At 67.6% G+C, this 19,408-nt stretch carries 24 protein-coding genes; 10 read left to right on the forward strand and 14 right to left on the reverse strand.

Annotated elements, in window-relative coordinates:
* Positions 1–24 precede the first annotated feature (24 nt).
* From KZO24_RS13880 to KZO24_RS13900, 5 genes are all read right to left on the reverse strand, one after another.
* Positions 25–318, reverse strand: a complete 294-nt coding sequence (locus KZO24_RS13880; protein ID WP_486486432.1) for a hypothetical protein — start codon at positions 316–318, stop codon at positions 25–27.
* A gap of 308 nt (positions 319–626) precedes the next feature.
* Positions 627–1,568 (reverse strand): hypothetical protein, encoded by a 942-nt coding sequence (locus KZO24_RS13885; protein ID WP_036527385.1) that lies wholly within the window; start codon positions 1,566–1,568, stop codon positions 627–629.
* Positions 1,565–1,984, reverse strand: coding sequence for a hypothetical protein (locus tag KZO24_RS13890; protein WP_036527383.1), 420 nt, complete (start codon positions 1,982–1,984; stop codon positions 1,565–1,567). The genes KZO24_RS13885 and KZO24_RS13890 overlap by 4 nt, the downstream gene beginning before the upstream one ends.
* Positions 1,968–3,269: a flagellar protein export ATPase FliI gene (gene fliI, locus KZO24_RS13895; RefSeq protein ID WP_051586963.1), complete on the reverse strand. Its 1,302-nt coding sequence runs from the start codon at positions 3,267–3,269 to the stop codon at positions 1,968–1,970. The genes KZO24_RS13890 and fliI overlap by 17 nt, the downstream gene beginning before the upstream one ends.
* A 150-nt stretch (positions 3,270–3,419) precedes the next feature.
* Entirely contained in the window at positions 3,420–3,818 is a 399-nt protein-coding gene (locus KZO24_RS13900; RefSeq protein WP_036527376.1) for a flagellar biosynthesis repressor FlbT, read from the reverse strand.
* 345 nt (positions 3,819–4,163) lie between these two features.
* Here KZO24_RS13900 and flgE point away from each other — a divergent pair, with 345 nt between their 5' ends.
* From flgE to KZO24_RS13920, 4 genes are read left to right on the forward strand one after another with little or no spacing between them, the layout of a single operon-like run.
* On the forward strand, positions 4,164–5,480 hold the full coding sequence (gene flgE, locus KZO24_RS13905; protein WP_036527374.1) for a flagellar hook protein FlgE: 1,317 nt from the start codon (positions 4,164–4,166) through the stop codon (positions 5,478–5,480).
* 23 nt (positions 5,481–5,503) lie between these two features.
* Entirely contained in the window at positions 5,504–6,949 is a 1,446-nt protein-coding gene (gene flgK, locus KZO24_RS13910; RefSeq protein ID WP_486486433.1) for a flagellar hook-associated protein FlgK, read from the forward strand.
* Complete coding sequence (locus KZO24_RS13915) at positions 6,841–7,599, forward strand: flagellar basal body rod C-terminal domain-containing protein (RefSeq protein ID WP_486486434.1); 759 nt, start codon at positions 6,841–6,843, stop codon at positions 7,597–7,599. Before flgK ends, KZO24_RS13915 begins: the two co-directional genes overlap by 109 nt.
* Positions 7,600–7,613: 14 nt before the next feature.
* Positions 7,614–8,522, forward strand: a complete 909-nt coding sequence (locus KZO24_RS13920) for a flagellin (RefSeq protein ID WP_486486435.1) — start codon at positions 7,614–7,616, stop codon at positions 8,520–8,522.
* 161 nt (positions 8,523–8,683) lie between these two features.
* Here KZO24_RS13920 and KZO24_RS13925 read toward each other — a convergent pair whose 3' ends face one another.
* Complete coding sequence (locus KZO24_RS13925; RefSeq protein ID WP_486486436.1) at positions 8,684–10,576, reverse strand: hypothetical protein; 1,893 nt, start codon at positions 10,574–10,576, stop codon at positions 8,684–8,686.
* Positions 10,577–10,581: 5 nt separating this feature from the next.
* Positions 10,582–10,794: a hypothetical protein gene (locus KZO24_RS13930; protein WP_379525448.1), complete on the reverse strand. Its 213-nt coding sequence runs from the start codon at positions 10,792–10,794 to the stop codon at positions 10,582–10,584.
* Between the two features lie 131 nt (positions 10,795–10,925).
* Here KZO24_RS13930 and KZO24_RS13935 point away from each other — a divergent pair, with 131 nt between their 5' ends.
* Positions 10,926–11,339, forward strand: a complete 414-nt coding sequence (locus KZO24_RS13935; protein WP_211150615.1) for a flagellar basal body-associated FliL family protein — start codon at positions 10,926–10,928, stop codon at positions 11,337–11,339.
* Positions 11,340–11,450: 111 nt separating this feature from the next.
* Here KZO24_RS13935 and KZO24_RS13940 read toward each other — a convergent pair whose 3' ends face one another.
* From KZO24_RS13940 to KZO24_RS13965, 6 genes are read right to left on the reverse strand one after another with little or no spacing between them, the layout of a single operon-like run.
* Complete coding sequence (locus KZO24_RS13940) at positions 11,451–11,678, reverse strand: MotE family protein (protein ID WP_379525449.1); 228 nt, start codon at positions 11,676–11,678, stop codon at positions 11,451–11,453.
* Complete coding sequence (locus KZO24_RS13945) at positions 11,639–11,809, reverse strand: hypothetical protein (protein WP_486486437.1); 171 nt, start codon at positions 11,807–11,809, stop codon at positions 11,639–11,641. Before KZO24_RS13945 ends, KZO24_RS13940 begins: the two co-directional genes overlap by 40 nt.
* Before the next feature lie 34 nt (positions 11,810–11,843).
* Positions 11,844–12,002 (reverse strand): hypothetical protein, encoded by a 159-nt coding sequence (locus KZO24_RS13950; protein WP_486486438.1) that lies wholly within the window; start codon positions 12,000–12,002, stop codon positions 11,844–11,846.
* 13 nt (positions 12,003–12,015) lie between these two features.
* Positions 12,016–12,507, reverse strand: a complete 492-nt coding sequence (locus KZO24_RS13955) for a DUF6468 domain-containing protein (protein ID WP_271182386.1) — start codon at positions 12,505–12,507, stop codon at positions 12,016–12,018.
* Positions 12,504–13,445 (reverse strand): flagellar motor switch protein FliM, encoded by a 942-nt coding sequence (fliM, locus tag KZO24_RS13960; protein WP_069708462.1) that lies wholly within the window; start codon positions 13,443–13,445, stop codon positions 12,504–12,506. The genes KZO24_RS13955 and fliM overlap by 4 nt, the downstream gene beginning before the upstream one ends.
* Entirely contained in the window at positions 13,442–13,984 is a 543-nt protein-coding gene (locus KZO24_RS13965) for a flagellar basal body-associated FliL family protein (protein ID WP_271182387.1), read from the reverse strand. The genes fliM and KZO24_RS13965 overlap by 4 nt, the downstream gene beginning before the upstream one ends.
* A 130-nt stretch (positions 13,985–14,114) precedes the next feature.
* Here KZO24_RS13965 and KZO24_RS13970 point away from each other — a divergent pair, with 130 nt between their 5' ends.
* The 5 genes from KZO24_RS13970 to KZO24_RS13990 all read left to right on the forward strand — a co-directional run bounded on the left by KZO24_RS13970 (position 14,115) and on the right by KZO24_RS13990 (position 18,139).
* Complete coding sequence (locus tag KZO24_RS13970; protein ID WP_271182388.1) at positions 14,115–14,858, forward strand: flagellar hook-basal body protein; 744 nt, start codon at positions 14,115–14,117, stop codon at positions 14,856–14,858.
* Between the two features lie 29 nt (positions 14,859–14,887).
* On the forward strand, positions 14,888–15,673 hold the full coding sequence (gene flgG / locus KZO24_RS13975; RefSeq protein ID WP_036527353.1) for a flagellar basal-body rod protein FlgG: 786 nt from the start codon (positions 14,888–14,890) through the stop codon (positions 15,671–15,673).
* Positions 15,674–15,927: 254 nt separating this feature from the next.
* The gene (locus tag KZO24_RS13980; protein WP_486486439.1) at positions 15,928–16,092 is read left to right on the forward strand and encodes a flagella basal body P-ring formation protein FlgA; all 165 of its coding nucleotides are present in this window, start codon (positions 15,928–15,930) and stop codon (positions 16,090–16,092) included.
* Positions 16,093–16,100: 8 nt separating this feature from the next.
* Complete coding sequence (gene flgH, locus KZO24_RS13985; protein WP_036527348.1) at positions 16,101–16,877, forward strand: flagellar basal body L-ring protein FlgH; 777 nt, start codon at positions 16,101–16,103, stop codon at positions 16,875–16,877.
* A 338-nt stretch (positions 16,878–17,215) separates the two neighbouring features.
* The gene (locus KZO24_RS13990) at positions 17,216–18,139 is read left to right on the forward strand and encodes a flagellin (RefSeq protein ID WP_036527345.1); all 924 of its coding nucleotides are present in this window, start codon (positions 17,216–17,218) and stop codon (positions 18,137–18,139) included.
* A 129-nt stretch (positions 18,140–18,268) separates the two neighbouring features.
* On the opposite strand, the gene KZO24_RS13995 is transcribed toward KZO24_RS13990, so the two are convergent.
* Positions 18,269–19,372: a nucleoside hydrolase gene (locus tag KZO24_RS13995; RefSeq protein ID WP_486486440.1), complete on the reverse strand. Its 1,104-nt coding sequence runs from the start codon at positions 19,370–19,372 to the stop codon at positions 18,269–18,271.
* Positions 19,373–19,408: the final 36 nt, after the last annotated feature.

Consider the following 19,408-nt stretch of genomic DNA (forward strand, 5'->3'; position numbering starts at 1 on the left):
ACGCGGAAGCGCAGGCTCTGCAGTTCACCGCGAGATCTGCCAGTTCACGAACGTCGTGAACTGCGCCTTCTCCGGCTCGTAAGCCAGGATCGCGCGGTGGACGCCGATGGCGCAGCACTGCTCCGCATCGTCCCAGTGGCCGACGAGGCCATACTGCCGGATGAAATGGCGGATGCGCGGCGCGATCAACTTGAGGATGCGGGCGAAAGCGCGGTCAACCTCGGCCCGCTGCCGCCGGGTCTGCTCGGTGCCTTCCGGCGGCATATTGGCGCTGACCGCAGCAACCGCAGCCTCGAGCGCGACAGTGATCTTCGACATGGCGAACCCCGATGGCACGCGAAGCCCCTTGCGACGCGTCCATGGGCTCGGAATCTATTCCTATAAATTGGGAACCAGCAATCCTATACGAGAGTTATCCACTGATGCGGCAAAATTTGCCGTAGCGGTGGAGTGATTTTCCTACCTATTCGCACTTTGCGCCACGCCTCACGGGCTTCGACAAGCTCAGCCTGAGCGGGATTGGGGCGTAATTTAACGAAATCTGACCAAATTTCACTTTCATCCCATCCCTCCGCTCATCCTGAGCTTGTCGAAGGATGGCACACACTGCCCCCGCCAATATAGGATCAGGCAAATCTTTCCGGCCGGACGTGCTTGCCGACATAGTCCATCAGCCACGACCGGTGCGCCGCAACCGCGCCTCCGGCCTGTGCGATCCGCCGTTCCGCCGCCGCCGAACCGACTTGCGCGCCCAGCAGCTTGCGCGCGCGGTCGGGTGAGAGGCCGCCCGCAAGAAACCGCTTGGCATCGCCGACGCCGAGGTGATGGCCAAGGTACGCCGCCTGCGCGACCTCGGTGGTGCCCGCGCCGATTGTCGCGCCCGAGCGGCGCAGCGCCGCGACATTGGCCCTGGCATAGTCCGCCACCGCCTCGATCGAGGCGCGCGGATCGTAGCGCAGCGCCAGCAGGGCGCCCCGGCTCTCCGCCTTGACCTGCCCGCGTGCGTCGAGCCAGCCGTTGGCCTCTGCCGTGCTGTTGAGCCAGGTGCCGGAGCGCACCGCCTCGCCTTCCCACGTTCCGTTGAGGAACTGGCCGAGCCCCGCCGCGCTGGAACGCGGGTTGCGCGAATAGGGCTGCCACGTCCCGCCCGAGCCCTTCGCCGCCTCGGCATCGACGATTGCGGCCAGCGCCGAGGCCGGGAGGCCGGTCCGCTCCGCCGCCGCGCCGAGCATCCCGGCATAGCGCGCATTCGCGCCGTCGCCCATGGCGGACACGGCATCGCCGCTCGTCTTGGCCGGAACCTCGACCTGCGGCACAGCCGTGTCCAGCGCCGCCTTCGAGGCCGGATCGAGGATCGCCAGAAGCCGGTCGAGCCCGATCGGATCGCTCTGGTGCAGGCCCGTCACCGAGGGCTTACTCTCGCCTTTCGCCTCATCGGCCGAACCCAGCGCCGCGCGCCACAGGCGACCGGACATCTCCGAACGCGCCGTATCGTAGATCAACCGCGCCTTCTGCGACGCCGACAGATTCGCTGCCGTCAGGTCCGAAGAGGCGGTCTTGTCGATCATCGCGCGCGCAGGGTCCGCAGGAAGGCGGCGGCACTGATGTCGTCGGTGGCGGACTGCTCGGCGGCGGCTTCGTCGCGCAGGGCTTCGGCGCGGTAGTCGTCAGCGGCGTTCTCGATCCCGCGCAGCACGCCGTAGGCGTCCACTGCGACTTCGCGCAGGGCGTCGAGCCGCGCCTGCAGCTGCGTCTCACGGGCCGAAAGCGCCTGCCGCTCGCCGCGCATGCGCCGCTGCCAGCCCGGCGAGACGAGAGTGAGGTCGGTGGCGGCAAGGTCCGCCTCGTGCACCAGCGCGGCGGCGACGCGCATCCGCTCCTGCTCGACCGCGCCCAAGGCGCCCGCCTCGGTGCGGATGGCGCTGCTCACTTCGTCCAGTTCGCGCTGCCGCACGCGCAACGCGGCGTCATAGGGCGTTTTCATGAATTTCCTCCAGAATACCCGAGAGCGCCGCGAAGTCTTCGGCGGCGAAGCTGCGGACGCGCTTGTCCTGACTGAGCAGCGCCTCGATGCGCGGGGCGAGTGCGACGGCGCGGTCGACTTCCGCATTGGCCCCGGCGCGATAGGCGCCAAGGCGCACCATCTCCTCCATGTCCTTCCACGTCGCCAGTTCGGCGCGCGCGGCAAGGCGGGTTGCGTTGTCCTGCGGTTCGAGACACTGCGGCAAAGTACGCGAGACCGAACGCAGGACGTCGATGGCGGGATAGCGCCCGCGCTCGGCGATCTTGCGGGTGATGACGACGTGCCCGTCGAGAATGCCGCGCACTGCGTCCGCCACCGGCTCGTTATGGTCGTCGCCGTCTACGAGGACAGTGAACAGGCCGGTTATCGCCCCCTGCCCCGCAGTTCCCGGCCCGGCACGCTCCAGCAGGCGCGGCAGTTCGGCGAAGACGGTGGGGGTATAGCCCTTGGTCGCAGGCGGCTCTCCGGCGGCGAGGCCGATCTCGCGCTGGGCCATGGCGAAACGGGTGACCGAGTCCATCAGGCACAGCACGTCCAGCCCCTCGTCGCGAAAATGTTCGGCGACGGCCAGCGTGGTCCAGGCGGCCTGGCGGCGCAGCAGCGCGGGCTCGTCCGAGGTGGCGACGACGACGACACTGCGCGCGAGGCCCTCCTCACCGAGATCGTCCTGGATGAATTCCTGCACTTCGCGGCCACGCTCGCCGATGAGGCCGATGACGGCGACGTCGCACTCGGTCCAGCGCGCCAGCATCGACAGGAGCGTGGACTTGCCCACGCCCGATCCCGCGAAAAGGCCGAGGCGTTGGCCCCGGCACAACGGCGCGAAAAGGTCCAGCGCGCGCACCCCGGTCTCGATCCGCGCACCGACGCGGGCGCGGGCGGAGGCGGGCGGAGGCGCGGACTTGATGCGGCGCTGCTCGCGTCCTTGCGGCAGCGGACCCTTGCCGTCGACCGGACGGCCGAGCCCATCCACTACCCGGCCCAGCCAGCCCGAGGAGACGCGCAGGCCCAGTTGCCCGGCCGACAGATCCGCGCGCGAACCGGAGGCGATGCCTTCCGGCTCGTTGAAGGGCATGCAGTGGGCGATGCCGTGATCGAGGCCGACCACTTCCGCCTCGATCGCCCCTACAGGCGAGCGCAAGGTGATCCGCGAGCCGATCCGCGCCGCCCCGGCAAGCCCGTCCACCTCGATAAGCGCACCGCGCACCGCGACGACGCGGCCGTAGCGCTGGTCGGGCGCGAGCATGCGCAGGCCGGATGCGGCGGCAGCTAGGGGCACGGGGCTGCCCCATCCCTCGTCATTGCGAGCGCAGCGTTGCAATCCAGGGCAGCGCAAACCGTCCTGGATTGCTTCGCTGCGCTCGCAATGTCGAACGGGGAAGGTAGCATCGACGCGCTACTCCGGAACCACGCGGGCCAGCGCCTCGGCTTCGTAGGCGATCAGCCAGCGGCAGTCGGCCAAGGCCTGGTAGAACTGGCCGACAGAAACCTTGTTGGCGAAAGCGACGCAGACCGCCTTGGCCTCGGGCGCCTCGAGCGCGCCGAGCAGGATTTCCAGCTTCTCCAGCAGGGTCTGCTGGTGGCGTTCGAGATCGGCCGGGTCGATGTAGGCCATCATGCACGCGAAGTAGAGCTGCTTGGCGGGCGAGGTCGCGTCCTGCGGCTTCATGACGTCGCGCCCGCGCAGGATCGTAGCGTCGTTTTCCAGCACCAGATCGGTGCGACCGACCGCGCGCAGAACCGCGCCGTTCACGATGACCGGCTCGCCGTTGCGAAGCGAAATACGAAGCGTCATGTCCCAGAATGTCCCTTTGAGACTGACATTATAGGATGGCAGTGCTGCGATCCGGTTAAGGCAGGCAATTTTTGCCGGGGTGTGGTCAAGCAGGCCGACTTATCCTCCCTGTTCTGCAGGAATGGGGAGGTGGCGCCGACGATGTCGGTGACGGAGGGTTTTTCCTGCGCCTCCCCCTCCACCAACGCCTGCGGCGTCGCCCTCCCCGTTCCTGCGGAACAGGGAGCATTTTTCCGACCGGACAACCAACCCTCCCCAATTCATCCTACAATGCCTGTGTCCGGTGCGTGGGTGCGCCGCCCCGCGACGCCAATATTGCCGCATGGACGGCACAGGAGACATGCAATGAGCCTCTATTCCGCTCTCTATGCCGGCGTTTCGGGCCTCAGTGCGCAGTCGAGCGCCATGGCGACCGTCGCGGACAACATCACCAACGTGAACACCGTGGGCTACAAGGGCACCTCGGCGCAGTTCGAATCACTGGTAAACGGGGGCAGCGTCTCCTCGACCTATTCGGCGGGCGGCGTGACCGCGACGGCAAAGTCGCTGATCTCCAAGCAGGGCCTGTTGCAGGCATCGTCCAGCCTGACCGACATCGCCATCGACGGCGCTGGCTTCTTCGTCGTGCGCTCAAGCGCCGACGCCAGCGGCGCGACCGCCTTTACCCGCGCGGGATCTTTCACCACCGACAGCTCGGGCTACCTTCGCAACACCTCGGGCTATTACCTGATGGGCTGGCCGCTCGACACGCAGGGCAACTATGCGAACAACGGCGCGATCTCCTCGCTTGAACCGATCCGCCCGACCGCACTGACCGGGGCAGCAGCGCCCACGACCTCGATCGAACTGCGCGCCAACCTCGATTCCACCTCTGAGGCGGTGGCGGACTACGACGCCGGCGACATGTCGAGCGGCGACGTCGATCCGCAGTTCTCGCGCTCTGTCGAAATCTACGATTCGCAGGGCACCGCGCATACGCTGACGTTCAACTTCGTGAAGACCGGCGCGAACCAGTGGGCAGCCGAGATCACCGGCGACCCCACCGACATCTCCAGCGTCAACGGCGACCCCGTGGGTGCGAACGGCATGATTGCCAGCACCACCGTCAGCTTCAACGCCGACGGCAGCCTCGACCTCGGCACCCCCGCGACGGCGCTGTTCGGCAGCCTGCAGCTTGAATACAACAATGGCGCCGCCGCGATGCCGATCAGCCTCGACCTCGGCAGCAACGCCGGGCTCGACGGGCTGACCCAGTTCGGCAGCACCTCGGCGCTGCTCTCCTCGACCGTCGATGGCGGCATGCTGGGCACGGTAGCTTCGGTGAAGATCTCCGACACCGGCGTCGTCAGCGCGGTGTTCGACGACGGCACCTCACGCGCGATTTACCAGCTGCCGATCGCCACCTTCCAGAACCCGGACGGCCTGACCCGCATCGGCGGCAACGCCTACATCGTCTCGGAAGATTCGGGCAACTTCGCGCTGAACGAGCCCGGCACAGTGGGCGGCGGCAAGATCTCGGCGAGCATGCTGGAAGCCTCCAACGTCGATCTGGCGTCGGAATTCTCCAACATGATCCTGTTCCAGCGCGCCTACAGCGCCTCGTCCAAGATCATCACGACGGTCGACGACATGCTGCAGGAAGTGAGCAACCTGAAGCGCTGATCACGCAGCTGCCCGGCTAGCCCGTGTCCATCAACTCGATCCTCAGTTCCGCGATCTCGGGGCTTTCCGCCTCGCAGGCGGGGATGCAGGTCGTCTCGACCAACATCGCCAATGTCGGCACCGTCGGCTATGCCCGCCAGACGGTGTCGCAGAGCGCGTCGGTGGCGGGCGGCACGGTCAACGGCGTGGTCGTGGGCGAGCCTTCGCGCGTGGCCGACAAGTTCCTCGAGAACGCGGTCTACAAGCGTGCGGGCACTGCCGGACGGGCCGAGGCGACCGCGAACTACCTCGACCGCCTGCAGTCGCTGCTGGGATCGCCGAGTTCGGACAGCGGCCTGACTGCACGGCTTTCGGCGATCTCCAGTTCGGTGTCGCAGGTCACCGGCCTGCAAGGCTCGGCGGAGTCCGTCGCGCTGTTCACCGGCAACGTGGACGACACGATCGACACCCTGCAGGGCCTGCAGTCCGACGTCACCAACTTGCGCGCCGACGTGGAAAGCGAAGTCTCCGACACCGTCGACCGGGTGAACGGGCTCCTGCAAAAGATTCACGGACTCAACTCCGATGTCTCGCGCCTGCAGGGCCTTGGCCTCAGCACCTCCGGCCCGGCGGACGAGCGGATGAGCGCGCTGGAGGAACTGAGCGGCCTCGTCGAAGTCAGCGTGCGCGAACAGCCCGACGGGCGCGTCACCATCGACACCGCCTCGGGCCAGGTACTGCTCGACAAGCGCCTGCGCCAGCTGAGCTATGCCGACCAGGGCGCTGGCGCGGCGCAGACCAGCTATTCCGCCATCGACATCCGCTTCGCCAGCGACGACGGCACTATGCAGGCTTCGACCGGGGAGACGATTTCCTCCACCGCCGTCGGCGGCAAGCTCGGCGGCCTGCTCGACATGCGCGACCGCGTGCTGCCGGGCTTTTCCGAGCAGCTGGGCCAGCTGTTCACCGGCCTTGCCCAGACTCTGAACGCGGTGTCGAACGGGGGCACCACCCTCCCCGCGCCGCAAACCCTGACCGGGCAGGCCAACGGCCTCATCGGCAGCGACCGCCTCGGCTTCACCGGCAAGGCCACGTTCGCGGTCGTGTCGAGCGACGGGACCATGGTGGCCAAGACCACCGTGGACTTCGACGCGCTCCCCGCAAATGTCACCGTGGACGACGCGGTTGCGGCGATCAACGCCGGGCTTTCCCCGTCGCCACCGCCAGCTTTACGGACGGCGTGCTGTCGATCAGCGCCGCATCGAGCGCCAACGGCATCGCCATCGCGCAGGACGCAGACGCACCCAGCGACCGCGCGGGCGCGGGGTTCTCGCAGTTCTTCGGGCTCAACAATCTGGTGCGCTCGGGCACCAGCGGGCTCGTGCCTTCGGGCTTCACCGCGAGCGACCCGACCGGGTTCACCGCAGGCGAAACGACCAAGCTGGTCCTGCGTGATTCCTCGGGCAAGATCCTCACCAGCCAGACCCTGACCGCTGCCGACGGCGACACCTGGGGCGACGTCATAACGCAGCTGAACGGCGGAGAGCTGGCGAAATACGGCAGCTTCGCGCTCGACGATACCGGCCGCGTCGCCTTCACGCCCAAGGTCGGCAACTCCGGCGCGACGATCGAAGTGCCGGTGGACAGCACCAACCGCTACGGCACCGGGCTGACTTTCTCCGCTCTCTCGGGCCTCACCGGCGCGGCAAGCGGGCTTGCGACCGCGCAAGTCTCCGCCGACATGCTCAACGACACCTCGCGCGTGCCGCTCGCCCAGTTGCAGGCAAGCGCAGCGGTGGGCGAGAAGGCGATCGGCGCAGGCGATATCCGCAACGCCACCGCGTTCGTCGATGCGCTCTCGGGGACGGCCGACTTCGGCAGGGACGGCAAGGCCACCATCAGCGCCTTCGCCAACCGCCTGCTCGGCAATATCGGCGCGCAGGCCTCGCTGGCGCAGACGACGTACGAGGATGCCTCCGCTCGCCTGACCGACGCGGCGAGGCGGCGCGATTCCTACTCCGGCGTCAACATCGACGAGGAACTGGCGCAGATGGTCGTGCTGCAGAACAGCTACTCCGCCGCCGCGCGGGTGATGACCACCGCCTCGCAGATGTACGACACCCTGCTGAACATGCTCTGAGGACCGGCCCCGAGATGACCCGTGTAGCCACAATCCCGCTCCAGCAGACCCTCTCCAGCGCCATCCAGCGCTCGCAGCAGAGCCTCGCCACCAGCCAGCTGCAACTGGCGACCGAGAAGAAGGTCAACGACTACGCCGGGCTCGGCCTCGACGCGGTGCGCACGCTGTCGGCCAAGTCGATGCTTGCGACGCAGGAGAGCTACAAGACCAACATCAGCCGCGTCTCCACCACGCTCTCGCTCTATCAGGCGAACATCGAGGCGGTGGATAGTTCCATGGGCAGCCTGCGCGACGAACTGTTCAGCGCCGTCGGCACCGGCAACTCGCCGGGCCTGCAGTCTATCATCGAGGACGCCTTCGGCGATCTGCGCAACGCGCTCAATGCCAAGGTGGCGGGCGTGCCGCTGTTCGCCGGATCGCAGACCTCCAGCACGCCGTTCGCCCCGGCTTCGCTCGACGATCTTGCCAACTACGATTCCACCACGGCCTTCACCAACGATTCCGTGCGCCTTTCCACCCGCGCGGGCGACGGGCTCGACGTGGACTACGGCATCGGCGCCAGCGACATCGGCAGTTCGCTCATCCCCGCGTTCCAGGCCCTCGCCGCTGCCGGTCCCTTCGGCGATACGCTGACCGAGGAACAGACGCAGGCGATCAACGACGCCCTCAGCCTGCTCGACAAGGGGATCACGCAAGTCCAGTCGGCCAACGCCCGCAACGGCCGGATGCAGGCCAAAGTCGAAACCCTGAGCACCCGCGCCGACGACCGCGTGACGCTGCTGACGAACGTCATCGGTTCGGTGGAGGACGCGGACCTGGGGCAGGTCGCCATCGACATCTCGCAGCGGCAGACGATCTTGCAGGCGAGCTATTCGGTGTTCTCGCAGTTGAACTCGATGTCGCTGGTGAACTTCCTCGATTAAGGTTCGCAGGGGCTTACCACCCGTGCACCCGGTATACCGTCGAGGGCACGCGCGCAGCTTCGTCAGGCGCACTTGGCGAGGTAGCTGCGTATTATCTCTTACTTTTCGTCATCCCCGCGAAGGCGGGAACCCATCTCCTGACGGTGCCTATTGCCAGGTCATCAGAGGGGCCCCTGCCTTCGCGGGAATGACGATGAAAGCCTGCCGCGCAATGCGGGATTGAACCTGCTGCGCGGGAAACGACGACAGTATGGGGGCTGGGGCGCCAAAGCTCTTTGGCGCCCCAGGACTTCACTTCTTCCCCGCTTCCAGCAAATCCGCAAAATCCCCTGCCGGACTGGCCGAGGGAATAGCCGCCATGGCCTGCGCCAGCTTCCCGGATCGACCGCCCCGGCAGTCCCGGTCAGCATCTCGAAGACCGGCGCCGACGACAGACCCTTGAACGCCCCCGCATAGCGCGCGTGAAGCCCGGAGAGCGCGTCTTCCCGCCCCAGCATCGCCTGAGAGATCGCGTGGCGCAGCACTTGCGCCTGGGCCACCGGATCGAGGACACGCCCCTTCGGTAGAGCGCCCGCCGAGAGCGTCGCATAGCGCGCCCACTCGCGCCGCTGCCACAGGATTTCCGCCTGCAGCGCCGAGGTTCCGGGCAAATCCTGCAGCACCGCCATGGCCTCCTCGGCGCGGCCGACTTGCGTGAGTGCGGCCGCCTCGACGCGCTTGCGTTCGGCGATCATCGCGTCGGGGAGGCCGGGATCGTCGGTTTCACGCAAGGTGCGCAAGGCCCGCTCGGGCCTGCCGGCGAGGATGTAGAGCCCCGCCACCCGCGCCGAAAGCGGTCCGCGCGCGAGGTCGCCGGCACGCTGCGTCAGCTGATAGGAGAGGAGGTCCGCCGCGCGCTCATAGAGGCCCGCCTGCTGCAGCCGCGCGGCAAGCTGGCTCGCCATGAGGTCGCCCTCGGCGCCGTTCGGGGCGAGGTCGCGATAGTCCCAGTAGAGCCCGGCCGCCTTGTCCAGCGCCAGCTTGCGCGCCGGGTCGAGCGCCGCAGTCAGCTTCGCGCGCAGGCCGGGCAGGAACTCCGGCCCGAGGTCGGCGACATCGTGGAAGCGCACCAGAGCCGCTCCGGCGGACAGCGTCCCGGACAAGTCCCCGCGCGCGTCGGCAAGGCGGTAGGACAAGCGCAGCGCGCGTTCCTCGATACCGTCACCGCGCCACGAATAGCGGATGGCGTCGAGTTCCTTCAGCGCCGCCTCGGGCCGGATCGCACCTCGGGCAACGTCGCCCTCCAGCTTGCTGAGCCGGGCGTCCATGCGCTCGACCGGGTCTCCGGACTGCACCACGCGGGCATAGCGCAGGCGGGCCTCGTCGGGATGGCCCAAGGCCTGCCCAGCGCGGGCACGCAGCAGGTTGGCGGCGGGGTCGCGGTCGGGCAGCCATGACAACCAGTGCAGCGCCTTGTCCGGCGCACCGCCCTCCACTCCGGCGCGCGCAGCGGCGAGGACGAACGGCGCGCCGCGCGGGCTGGCGAGTGCGGGTCCGGCGCATTCCAGCTGCGCCAGCGCCTGTTCGGCCAGACCTTCCTGCGCCAGCGCGCGCAGGCGCCAGAGGCATGCCTCGGGATTGGCGCGCAGGCCCGGCATGTCGAGTTCGCCCATGGCATCCTCTGACCGGCCGAGTTGCGTCAGCGCGGCGCCGTGAGCCAGCCTCCACGCATCGACCATGCCGAGGTCGGGGTCGTCCTGCCGCATGACTTCGAGCACACCGAGCGCTTCCGGCCCGCGCTCGGCGGCGATCAGGCTGCGGGCATAGTCCCAGCGCACCGCCTGTCGCTGCGGGTTGGGCGCGGTGGAGAGACGGCGCCATGCCTCGGCCTCGGCCAGCGGCGTCCAGGCACCGACACCGGTAAGCGGCGGGCGCTGCGCCAGTTCGGCCGCGAAGCCCGGCAACCGCGCGCCCACGCCGGGGTCGAGCGTGCCGTAGGGCAGCGGCGGCGCGACGGTCGTACCGCACAACAGCGAGGCGCCCAGCGCCAGCGCCGCGCCCGGGAGCAGCCGCATGCGCCTCACAGCGATTCCGCCGATGCGATGCCCGAGATCACCAGCAAGGCCCCGCCGATAGCACAGCCGACGAGGAACAGCACCAGCGCGCCGAACACCCACAAGAGGCTCCCGCCCTGCCGGGTCGGAGCCGCGAGCACAGCGGCAGCCACCGCCTCGGCGTCCTCATCCGGCCGATCGCCGCGACGGCGCCCCGGGTTAACGCCGGGATTTTCCATTGCGGACGCACCCTCGCCCTGGCTCGCAGATACTACGCGGACCTTGGCTGGGCGCCGATCGCTGCTCATCTCAACGGGACTCCTCGAATTTCATCCTATTATAGAGGCGTCGCCCGCCCACCGGAGTTCGCATGCCCCGCTTCCGTTTCTTTGTCCCGGCACTGCTACTCTGCGCGGCACCGGCGTTTGCCGCGAACACCGAACCGCGCAAGGCGGTGGAACTGCCGCCGCCCGATCCCACGTTCCTGCCGATGGAGCAGATCGACGCGCCGATCGTCGATGGCGGACGGGTGGACGGGGTGCTCCACGTTGCGATCACGCTGCAGGCGAAGACCGCCGACGATGCCGCCGCGCTCGGCAAGCGGATGCCGGAACTGCGCGCCGCCGCGCTCCCCGCGGCGATCGAGTTCGCCCGCCTGCGCGCCTCGCGCTTCTCCCCGGTGGATGTGGAACGTCTGGCGGGGATGATCGCGCCGTCAGTGAAGCGGGTGGCCCCGGCCATCGACAAGGTCCTGATCGTGAAGGTTTCCGCGACGGAGCGGTGAGGTCGGGAACCGCTACTGCCCCATTCGTCATTGCGAGCGCAGCGAAGCAATCCAGGGCCGCGCAAACCGGGGTGGATTGCTTCGCTGCGCTCGCAATGACGAGGGGTGGGGTTACTTCCCCGCCTTCGCCACCGCAGGCACCACCTTGCGTCCGGCCAGCGCCATCGACAGCGCCACGGCGCCCTGTGGCGACATGTTCGCCATGATCTGCGCCGTCGCCCGCTCGCGCATGCGGGTGGCGACTTCGCGCTGGACCTCGATGTCGAGCTTCTCGAAGATCGGCCCGGCGCGGTTCGGCTTCATCGTCTGGTAGATCCGCGCGAGGTTGTCGTAAGGCACCGAGGGCGCCCCTGCCCCACCCCCGCACCGCCTTGGGCCCCGGCCTTCGCGGCGGCGGCCTGCTGTTCCTGCTGCTGGCGCACCTGCCCGGCAAGCCGCGCCTCGCTGGCCTTCACCGCCTGCTCGCGCATTTCCAGCCTGCGCTTCTCGGCGGCCGAAGTGCTGTCACGCCGCGCCGCCGAATCCCGCAGCGAGGCCCCGAGGCGGCTCGTCGGCGCCCCCGGCAATGTCTGCCGAAGCGGCAAAGGCGATGGCGTTGGCCACCGCCGCCGCCGCCGCGACGCCCAGCATCAACCGGGTAGGCTTGGTCAGCGCTCTTATCATGCCACGCGCCCAGTCATGCTACCCGATTACCGCGCTTCGAGGTCAGGTCGAACACGATGCGGCTGAGTTCGCGCGCCTCATCCGCTACCGGAGCAGGCGCGGCAGGCCGCGCCTCCGCCTCGGCGCGCAGCACCGCATCGGCCTCGTCGCGCCAACGGGCGGAGCGGCGGCGCACGCCCGCCTCGGCCGCGCGGGCCTTGTCGGCGGCATCGACGATACGCTCGGCCACCGAATTGCCGACGCCAACCATCACCGACAGCTCGTCCCGCAATTCACGCGCGGCATACAGGATCTCGCCCTGCGCCGCCGCGTCGGTAGAAAGCACCCGCTTCAGCTCCGCCAGCACCAGACGCGCCTGATGCGTGGCGTTGTCGAGCTTCTCCACCGCCTGGTCGAGATGACCGTCACGCAGCGCCCGGATGCGGCGGTCCATGCGGATCGCCTGCACCATGACGACAAGGCACATCAGCACGAGGGCGAGGTTGATCCCGGTAGCAAGCGTCATTTCGGATACCCCTTGGCGATGTCGGTGGCCATGCGGATGGCGATGTTGCTGGAACGCTGGCCGATATGCGCGCGGCCCAGCGGCACCCCGCCGCAATGGACCTGCAGCGCGTCGTCCGGGCTGTTGCTGAGCGAGATGGTATCGCCCACCTTTAGCCCGCGCACGTCGCGCAAGGGCATCATCTTCTCGCCCAGCACCACATCGACGACGACTTGCGTATTGTAGAGTTCGCTCGCCATGTGGTCGGCCCAGATGCGGTCGCGGCCCGCCTTCTCGCCCATGAAGCGCTGCAGCAGCTTTTCGCGCACCGGCTCCAGCGTGGCATAGGGCAGCAGGACCGAGAACACCCCGCCGCGCCCTTCCATGTTGACCGAATAGGTCGCGACGGCGGCGACGTTGCTCGGCTCGGCGATGGCGGCGAAGCGCGGGCTCAATTCCATGCGCTCCAGGCCCATGGCGACCGGCGCGATCTCCTCGAAGGCGCTGGCGAAGTCGTCCAGCGCCATCTGCACCACGCGTGAGACGAGGCTGGATTCGATGGTCGTGAAGGTTCGCCCCTCCGGCGGCAGCGAGCGCGTGCCGCCTCGCCCGCCGAGCAGCGCATCGACGATGCCGTAGATCAGCCCGGCGTCCACCGTGACGACGCCGTAGCTTTCCCAGGGCTTGACCTGGAACACGCCGAACATCGCGGGCAGCGCGATGTTGTCCATGAAGTCGCCGAAGCGAACCGAGGTGATCCGCTCCAGGTTCACCTCGATCGCGTCGGAGGTGAGATTGCGCATCGAGGTCGCGAAAATCCGCACCATGCGCTCGCATACCACCTCGAGCATCGGCAGGCGCTCGTGGTTGATGACGTTGGATTCGAGGACGGCCTTCAGGCCCTTGCGCGGCACCGCCTCGCCATCGACGGCGGCGAGACGGATCGGGTCGTCGCTCACTGCTGGATCAGGTCCTGGATGAGGATGTCGCGCACCATGCCCTTACCGAGCGCCTCGGTGGAACGGCGGATCATCTCCTCCTTGATGCGGAACACGGCGGCCGAACCGTTGAGGTCGTCGGGGCGCAGTTCGCGCAGGAAGGGCTGCAGCGCGTCGAGGATCACCGGCAGGCGCGCCTTGACCGCATCGGTCTTGCCCTCGGCCGCGACGACGACGAAGCGCAGCTTGACGAACTTGGCCTGCGCCCCTCCGCCGCGCAGGTTCACCATCATCGGCGCGACTTCGATGTAAGAGGCGGACGGGTCGGCGTCGGCGGCTCCATGGCCCTCCCCGCCTTCGCTGCCTTCTTCCGGCGCCGCCTCAGCCTGCTTTTCCTCGGCGTGCTCCGAGCCGCCCTTCTGCATGTACCAGTACACGCCGCCCGCGCCCGCGAGCATGCCGACCGCAACGACGGCGATCGCGATCAGGCGGACCTTGCCGCCCTTCTTCTTCGCTCCGGCCTCATCGACCGGCGTATCGTCGGTCTTATCGTCGCTCACGTTCCGCGTACCCCGTTCGAAAATTCCCGCGAGCGCGTCCATGTGCGTCCGCGCGCGCGGTTTCAATCCTATATAGGGGATTAAGAGCCCTTTCCGGGTTCGCCCAAGATTTTTGCGAAAAGGTCCGCCGATGGACGTTTCTTCCTTCGTCCTCCTCAGCCACGAGCAGGCCCTGCGCCGCCAGCTGGACGTGGCCGCAAACAACATGGCGAACGTCTCGACCGCGGGCTACAAGCGCGAGCAGGCGGTGTTCCACGAGTACGTCGAGAACGCGCAGGAAGCCCCGGTGCAGGACGCGCGGAAAACCTCCTACGTGCTCGATTACGGGCAGGTTCACGACATCGCGCAAGGCGCGTTCCAGTCCACCGGCAACCCGCTCGACGTGATGATCGAGGGGCCGGGCTATCTCAACGTCGAGATGCCCGACGGCTCCACCGGCTACACCCGCGCGGGCTTCGTGAAAGTGCTGGAAAGCGGCGAGCTGGCGACCTCCGGCGGCCAGCGCCTGCTCGACGAGAACGGCCGCCCGATCGCCATCCCCGCCGACCAGCTGGCGCAAGTCTCGATCACCGCCGACGGCACCGTCATGGCGGGGCAGGACCCGGTCGGCCGCCTCGCGGTGACCGGATTCGCCGACGAGAACATGCTGGAGGCGCGCGGCGACGGCGTCCTCACCGGCAGCGGCGGCACCGTGATGACCGCCGCCCAGACCCGCCTGCGCAGCGGCGGCGTCGAGGCCTCCAACGTCGAGCCGATTTCCGAGACCACCCGCATGGTCGAGGTGCTGCGCTCCTATCAGGTCAGCCAGCGCCTTTCGGCCGACCTTTCCGACATGCGCCGCAAGGCGATCGACCGCCTCAGCAAGATCGGCTGAAACCCCTAAAAGCCACTAGGAAACCGCCCATGCGTTCGCTCTCCATCGCCTCGACCGGCATGCTAGCCCAGCAGACCAACGTCGATGTCATCTCGAACAACATCGCCAACATGAACACCACCGGCTTCAAGCGGCAGCGGGCGGAGTTCCAGGACCTGCTCTACCAGCAGGAAGCCCGCCCCGGCGCCGCGACCAGTTCGGACGGGACCAAGGTGCCCACCGGCATCCAGATCGGCGCGGGCGTGAAGACCGGCGGCGTCTACCGCATCACCGAACAGGGCGCGCTGACCAACACCGGCAACCAGTACGACATGGCCATCGACGGCGAGGGCTATTTCCAGGTCATGCTTCCCTCGGGCGACCTCGCCTATACCCGCGCGGGCTCGTTCCAGCTCTCCGATCAGGGCGAGCTGGTGACCACCGACGGCTACCGCGTGCAGCCCGACATCACGATCCCGCAAGGGGCGGTCAGCGTTTCGGTGTCGAAGACCGGCGAAGTGCAGGTAAAGCTGGACGGACAGGTCGAAATGCAGACCGTGGGGCAGCTGGAACTCGCCACGTTCATCAACCAGGCGGGCCTCGAAGCCATCGGCGACAACCTGTTCAAGGAAACCGGCTCCTCGGGCCAGCCCATCGTCTCGACCCCCGGCCAGCCCGGCTACGGCACGCTGAGCCAGGGCTTCATCGAGGCCTCGAACGTCAACCCGGTCTCGGAGATCACCGCGCTGATCACCGCCCAGCGCGCCTACGAGATGAACAGCCGCGTGCTCAAGACCGCCGACGAGATGCTCCAGACCTCGACGCAGACCGTCTGATGCTGGCAGCCGTTCTCCTCGCCGTCGCCGCCGCGCCTGCGGGGAACCCGCCGCCGTGCTCGCCCGCACGGTGGAGCGCGGCGAGGTGCTGGCGCGCGCCGATTTCGAGACGCAGCGCCTCCCCGCCGCCGTCGCGCGCGGCGCCCTCTCCCGGCCGATGCCGCGGGGCAGGAAGCGACCCGCCGCATCATGGCAGGCTCCGCCGTGCGCGCCGGAGACGTCGCCGCGCCGCGCCTCGTGCGGCGGGGGAGAACGTGACGATCGCGCTCGTTTCCGGGGCCTTGCGCATCACCTCGCCCGGCCGTGCGCTCGCCGATGCGGCGCGCGGCGAGCCGGTGCGCGTGCTCAACCTTGCCACCAACCGCACGCTCGAAGGCACTGCTGCCGCGACGGGCGAAGTGCGCATCGCGCTTCCGTAGGAACCCTCATGAACAAGCGTTTTGCTGCCCTCACCTGCGCCCTTCTCTCGGCCAGCCTGCTAGCGGGCTGTGGCTCGGTCGGCCGCCTCAAGAACGTCGGAAAAGCGCCGAAGATGAGCGATCCCGGCGCCCCGGTGGCCCCGCGCATCGAACCCTCGCTGGGCAACCACGCCAGCGCCGATCGCGCGCCGGACGGCAGCGACCCCAAGGTCGCCGAGGCCGATCGCGGCGCCTCCCTCTTCCGCACCGGCGGCGGCGCGTTCTTCCGCGACCAGCGCGCCTCGCGCGTGGGCGACATCGTCACGATCCGCATCAACATCGCCGATAATGCACAGGTCGCCAACAGCACCACGCGCACCCGCAACGGCAGCGAAGGCGGCGGAATCGCGGCACTTCTGGGCCTCGAAAGCCAGATCGGCAAAGTCCTCCCCGGCAACCCGGACCCGGGCAACCTGGTCAGCACCAATTCGAAGTCGAGTGCGGTCGGCGTGGGGAATACCGCCCGGTCGGAGCAGATCAACATGACGGTGGCGGCCACCGTCACCAGCGTCCTGCCCAACGGCAACCTCGCCATTCGGGGCAAGCAGGAAGTGCGGGTGAACTTCGAACTGCGCGAACTGGTGGTTTCCGGCGTGATCCGGCCCGAGGACATCGCCCGCGACAACTCCATCCGCCACAGCCAGATCGCCGAGGCGCGCATCAGTTACGGCGGCCGTGGCCAGTTGACCGACGCGCAGCAGGCCCGCTGGGGCCAGCAGATCTACGACGCGCTGTTCCCGTTCTGAGCGGTACATATAGCGGCACTCAACGGCACTCAGGGGTGCCACAAGGGGGTGCTAACATGCCAACACCGTCATCCCAGCGAAGGCTGGGACCGCTATCGGTGTTTAGGCGAGAGTCCGCCGACAGCCATCCTGACGCGAAGTGCGCTGTTCACAGCGAGCGGTCCCAGCCTTCGCTGGAATGACGGGCTTTTGTCAGAGAGCCCGGGAAGCATTCCTATAGTTTTTCCACAGGCCGCAACCGTCCTTTAACAACTCCTCCTAGAATAAAGACGCACCCGTATCTTTCGGGATTGCGAGAGGCCGCAGAACCGGCCGGTAACCTAGAAGGGAAACAAGAAATGGCGTTTTCGGTCAACACCAACAGCGGCGCGATGGCAGCTCTCCAGAGCCTCAACGCGACCAACAAGTCGATGGAAACCACCCAGAGCCGTATCACCACGGGTCTGAATGTTGCCTCGACCAAGGACGACTCGGCGAAGTACACGGTCGCCCAGACGCTCCGCGGCGACCTTGGCAAGCTGGGCGCGGTCACCACCTCGCTCAACAACGCCAAGTCGGTCACGGACGTCGCCGTCGCCGGTGCCGAACAGATCTCCGACCTCGTCAACCAGATGAAGTCGAAGGCTCTCGAAGCATCGGATGCCGGTCTCGACGACGAAAGCCGCAAGGCGATCTCCAACGACCTGCTGACCCTCAAGAAGCAGATCAATACGGTGATCGAAGGTTCGAGCTTCAACGGCACGAACCTGCTCAAGGGCACGGCTGCCGTTGCTGAAACGACACCTGGCGCCGGTGATGGCGTGGACGCTACCGGTGGTAAGGTTAGCGCCCTGCAATCGATCGATGGCGATACGCTTTCGGTCAATAACCAGGGCCTGAGCGCAGCCGCCGAGACCGCGTTCGGCGATGCCGACACGGATGACGACATCACCAACATCGGCCTTGCCAATGATCCTGATGATGTCGCCGGCACCGGTTCGGGTGCGGCGGATGCGCTCTTGACCAAGCTCGACACCATGTTCGACACGGTCAAGACCAGCCTGTCCGACCTCGGCGCCGGTTCGCGTCAGATCGAAGGTCAGCTCAGCTTCAACAGCAATCTGAGCGACGTGATCACGACCGGCATCGGCAGCCTCGTCGATGCAGACCTCGCCAAGGAGTCGGCGAACCTTCAGGCCCTTCAGGTCCAGCAGCAGCTGGGCGTGCAGGCTCTGTCGATCGCCAACCAGTCGCCGCAGACGCTCCTGTCGCTGTTCCGCTAAGGACGGCGCCAGGCTCCTTCCGATTTCGGGAGGGGACCATTTCGAAAGGCCGGGACGGTTCGCCGCCCCGGCCTTTCTTTTGGGGAATCGTCAGCAAATTCCTCCCCGAGCAAGCTCGGGGAGAAATACTCACTTCGCCGCGACGGACTTCACGATTATCTCGTCCAGCTTGCGCGGATCGATCGACATGACCACCCGGGCCTTCTGCTCGCCGAGGCCGGGCTGGTAGTGCTCGCGCCAGCTGAGCGTATCGCCGTAAGTCGCGCCGAACGCCGCGTCGTAATCGACGTAGAGGTCTTCGGCCCCGGTCACGATCGAGGGATCGAGCAGCACGGCGGCGACGATCTCGTCCCACAGCGGGAAGCCCGGCTCGAAGCCGGCGATCGCCTTGCCCAGTTCCGGCTTCGCGCCCTTCGCGGCGCGGTCGAGCAGCTTGCGGCTCAGCTGCGTCGCGGTCGAGGGATCGACCGGGATCACGGTGATCTGCTTCCACGGCGCGCGGCTGACGATGCTGGCGGCCTCGGGGTCGAGGCGGATGTTGAATTCGCGGCGCGGCGAATTGGCGAACTCGCGCGCGAACTCCACGGCGGAGCGGTCATCGAGCACGCGGTGCGGGTTGAAGCTGCCGCCCATGTAGATCAAGCCTTTGGCAAGGCTGGCAAACTCGGGGTCGAGGCGCTGCGCCAGCGCGAGGTTGGTCATCGGTCCGCCCTCGACGATGGTGATCTGCCCAGGGTACTTGTGGACCATCTCGATCATGAACACCGCCGCCATCTTCGAGGCGACCTTGGTGCTGGGCGCGCCCCAGGGCAGGTTCGAGAGGTCGTAGGGCGTGTAATAGGGCGGCGTCGACTGCTGCGTGGGCTCGACCCACTGCTTCATCCACGCGCCTTTCCACGTCAGCTTGCCGTAGAGCGCTTCCCAGCGCTCGGTCGCCTTCTCGGTATTCATCAGCGGATTGATCGCGCCCTGTGCCACCGGAACGTCGGTGCGGCCCATGATCTCGAGGCCGCGCAGCTGCATCGCCGCCCCGCGCGGCGCCCACCAGTTGCCGGTCACGCTGGTCACGCCCACCACGTCGATCTGCGGCGAATTAAGCAGCATCATGTGCATGAGCGAGAAGCCCTCGTCATCGATGAGGACTTTCTGCGGGGCGGGCTTGTCCTCAGCCTGAGCAGGCAGGGCAAGGAAGACCGCCGCCGCCGTCAGCAGCGAGGAGACGAGACGGGTCACGGCATTCAGGGGGTCATCTGTTGTCCTTGTTGGAAC

This window comes from Novosphingobium sp. NFX11, from assembly GCF_057376415.1.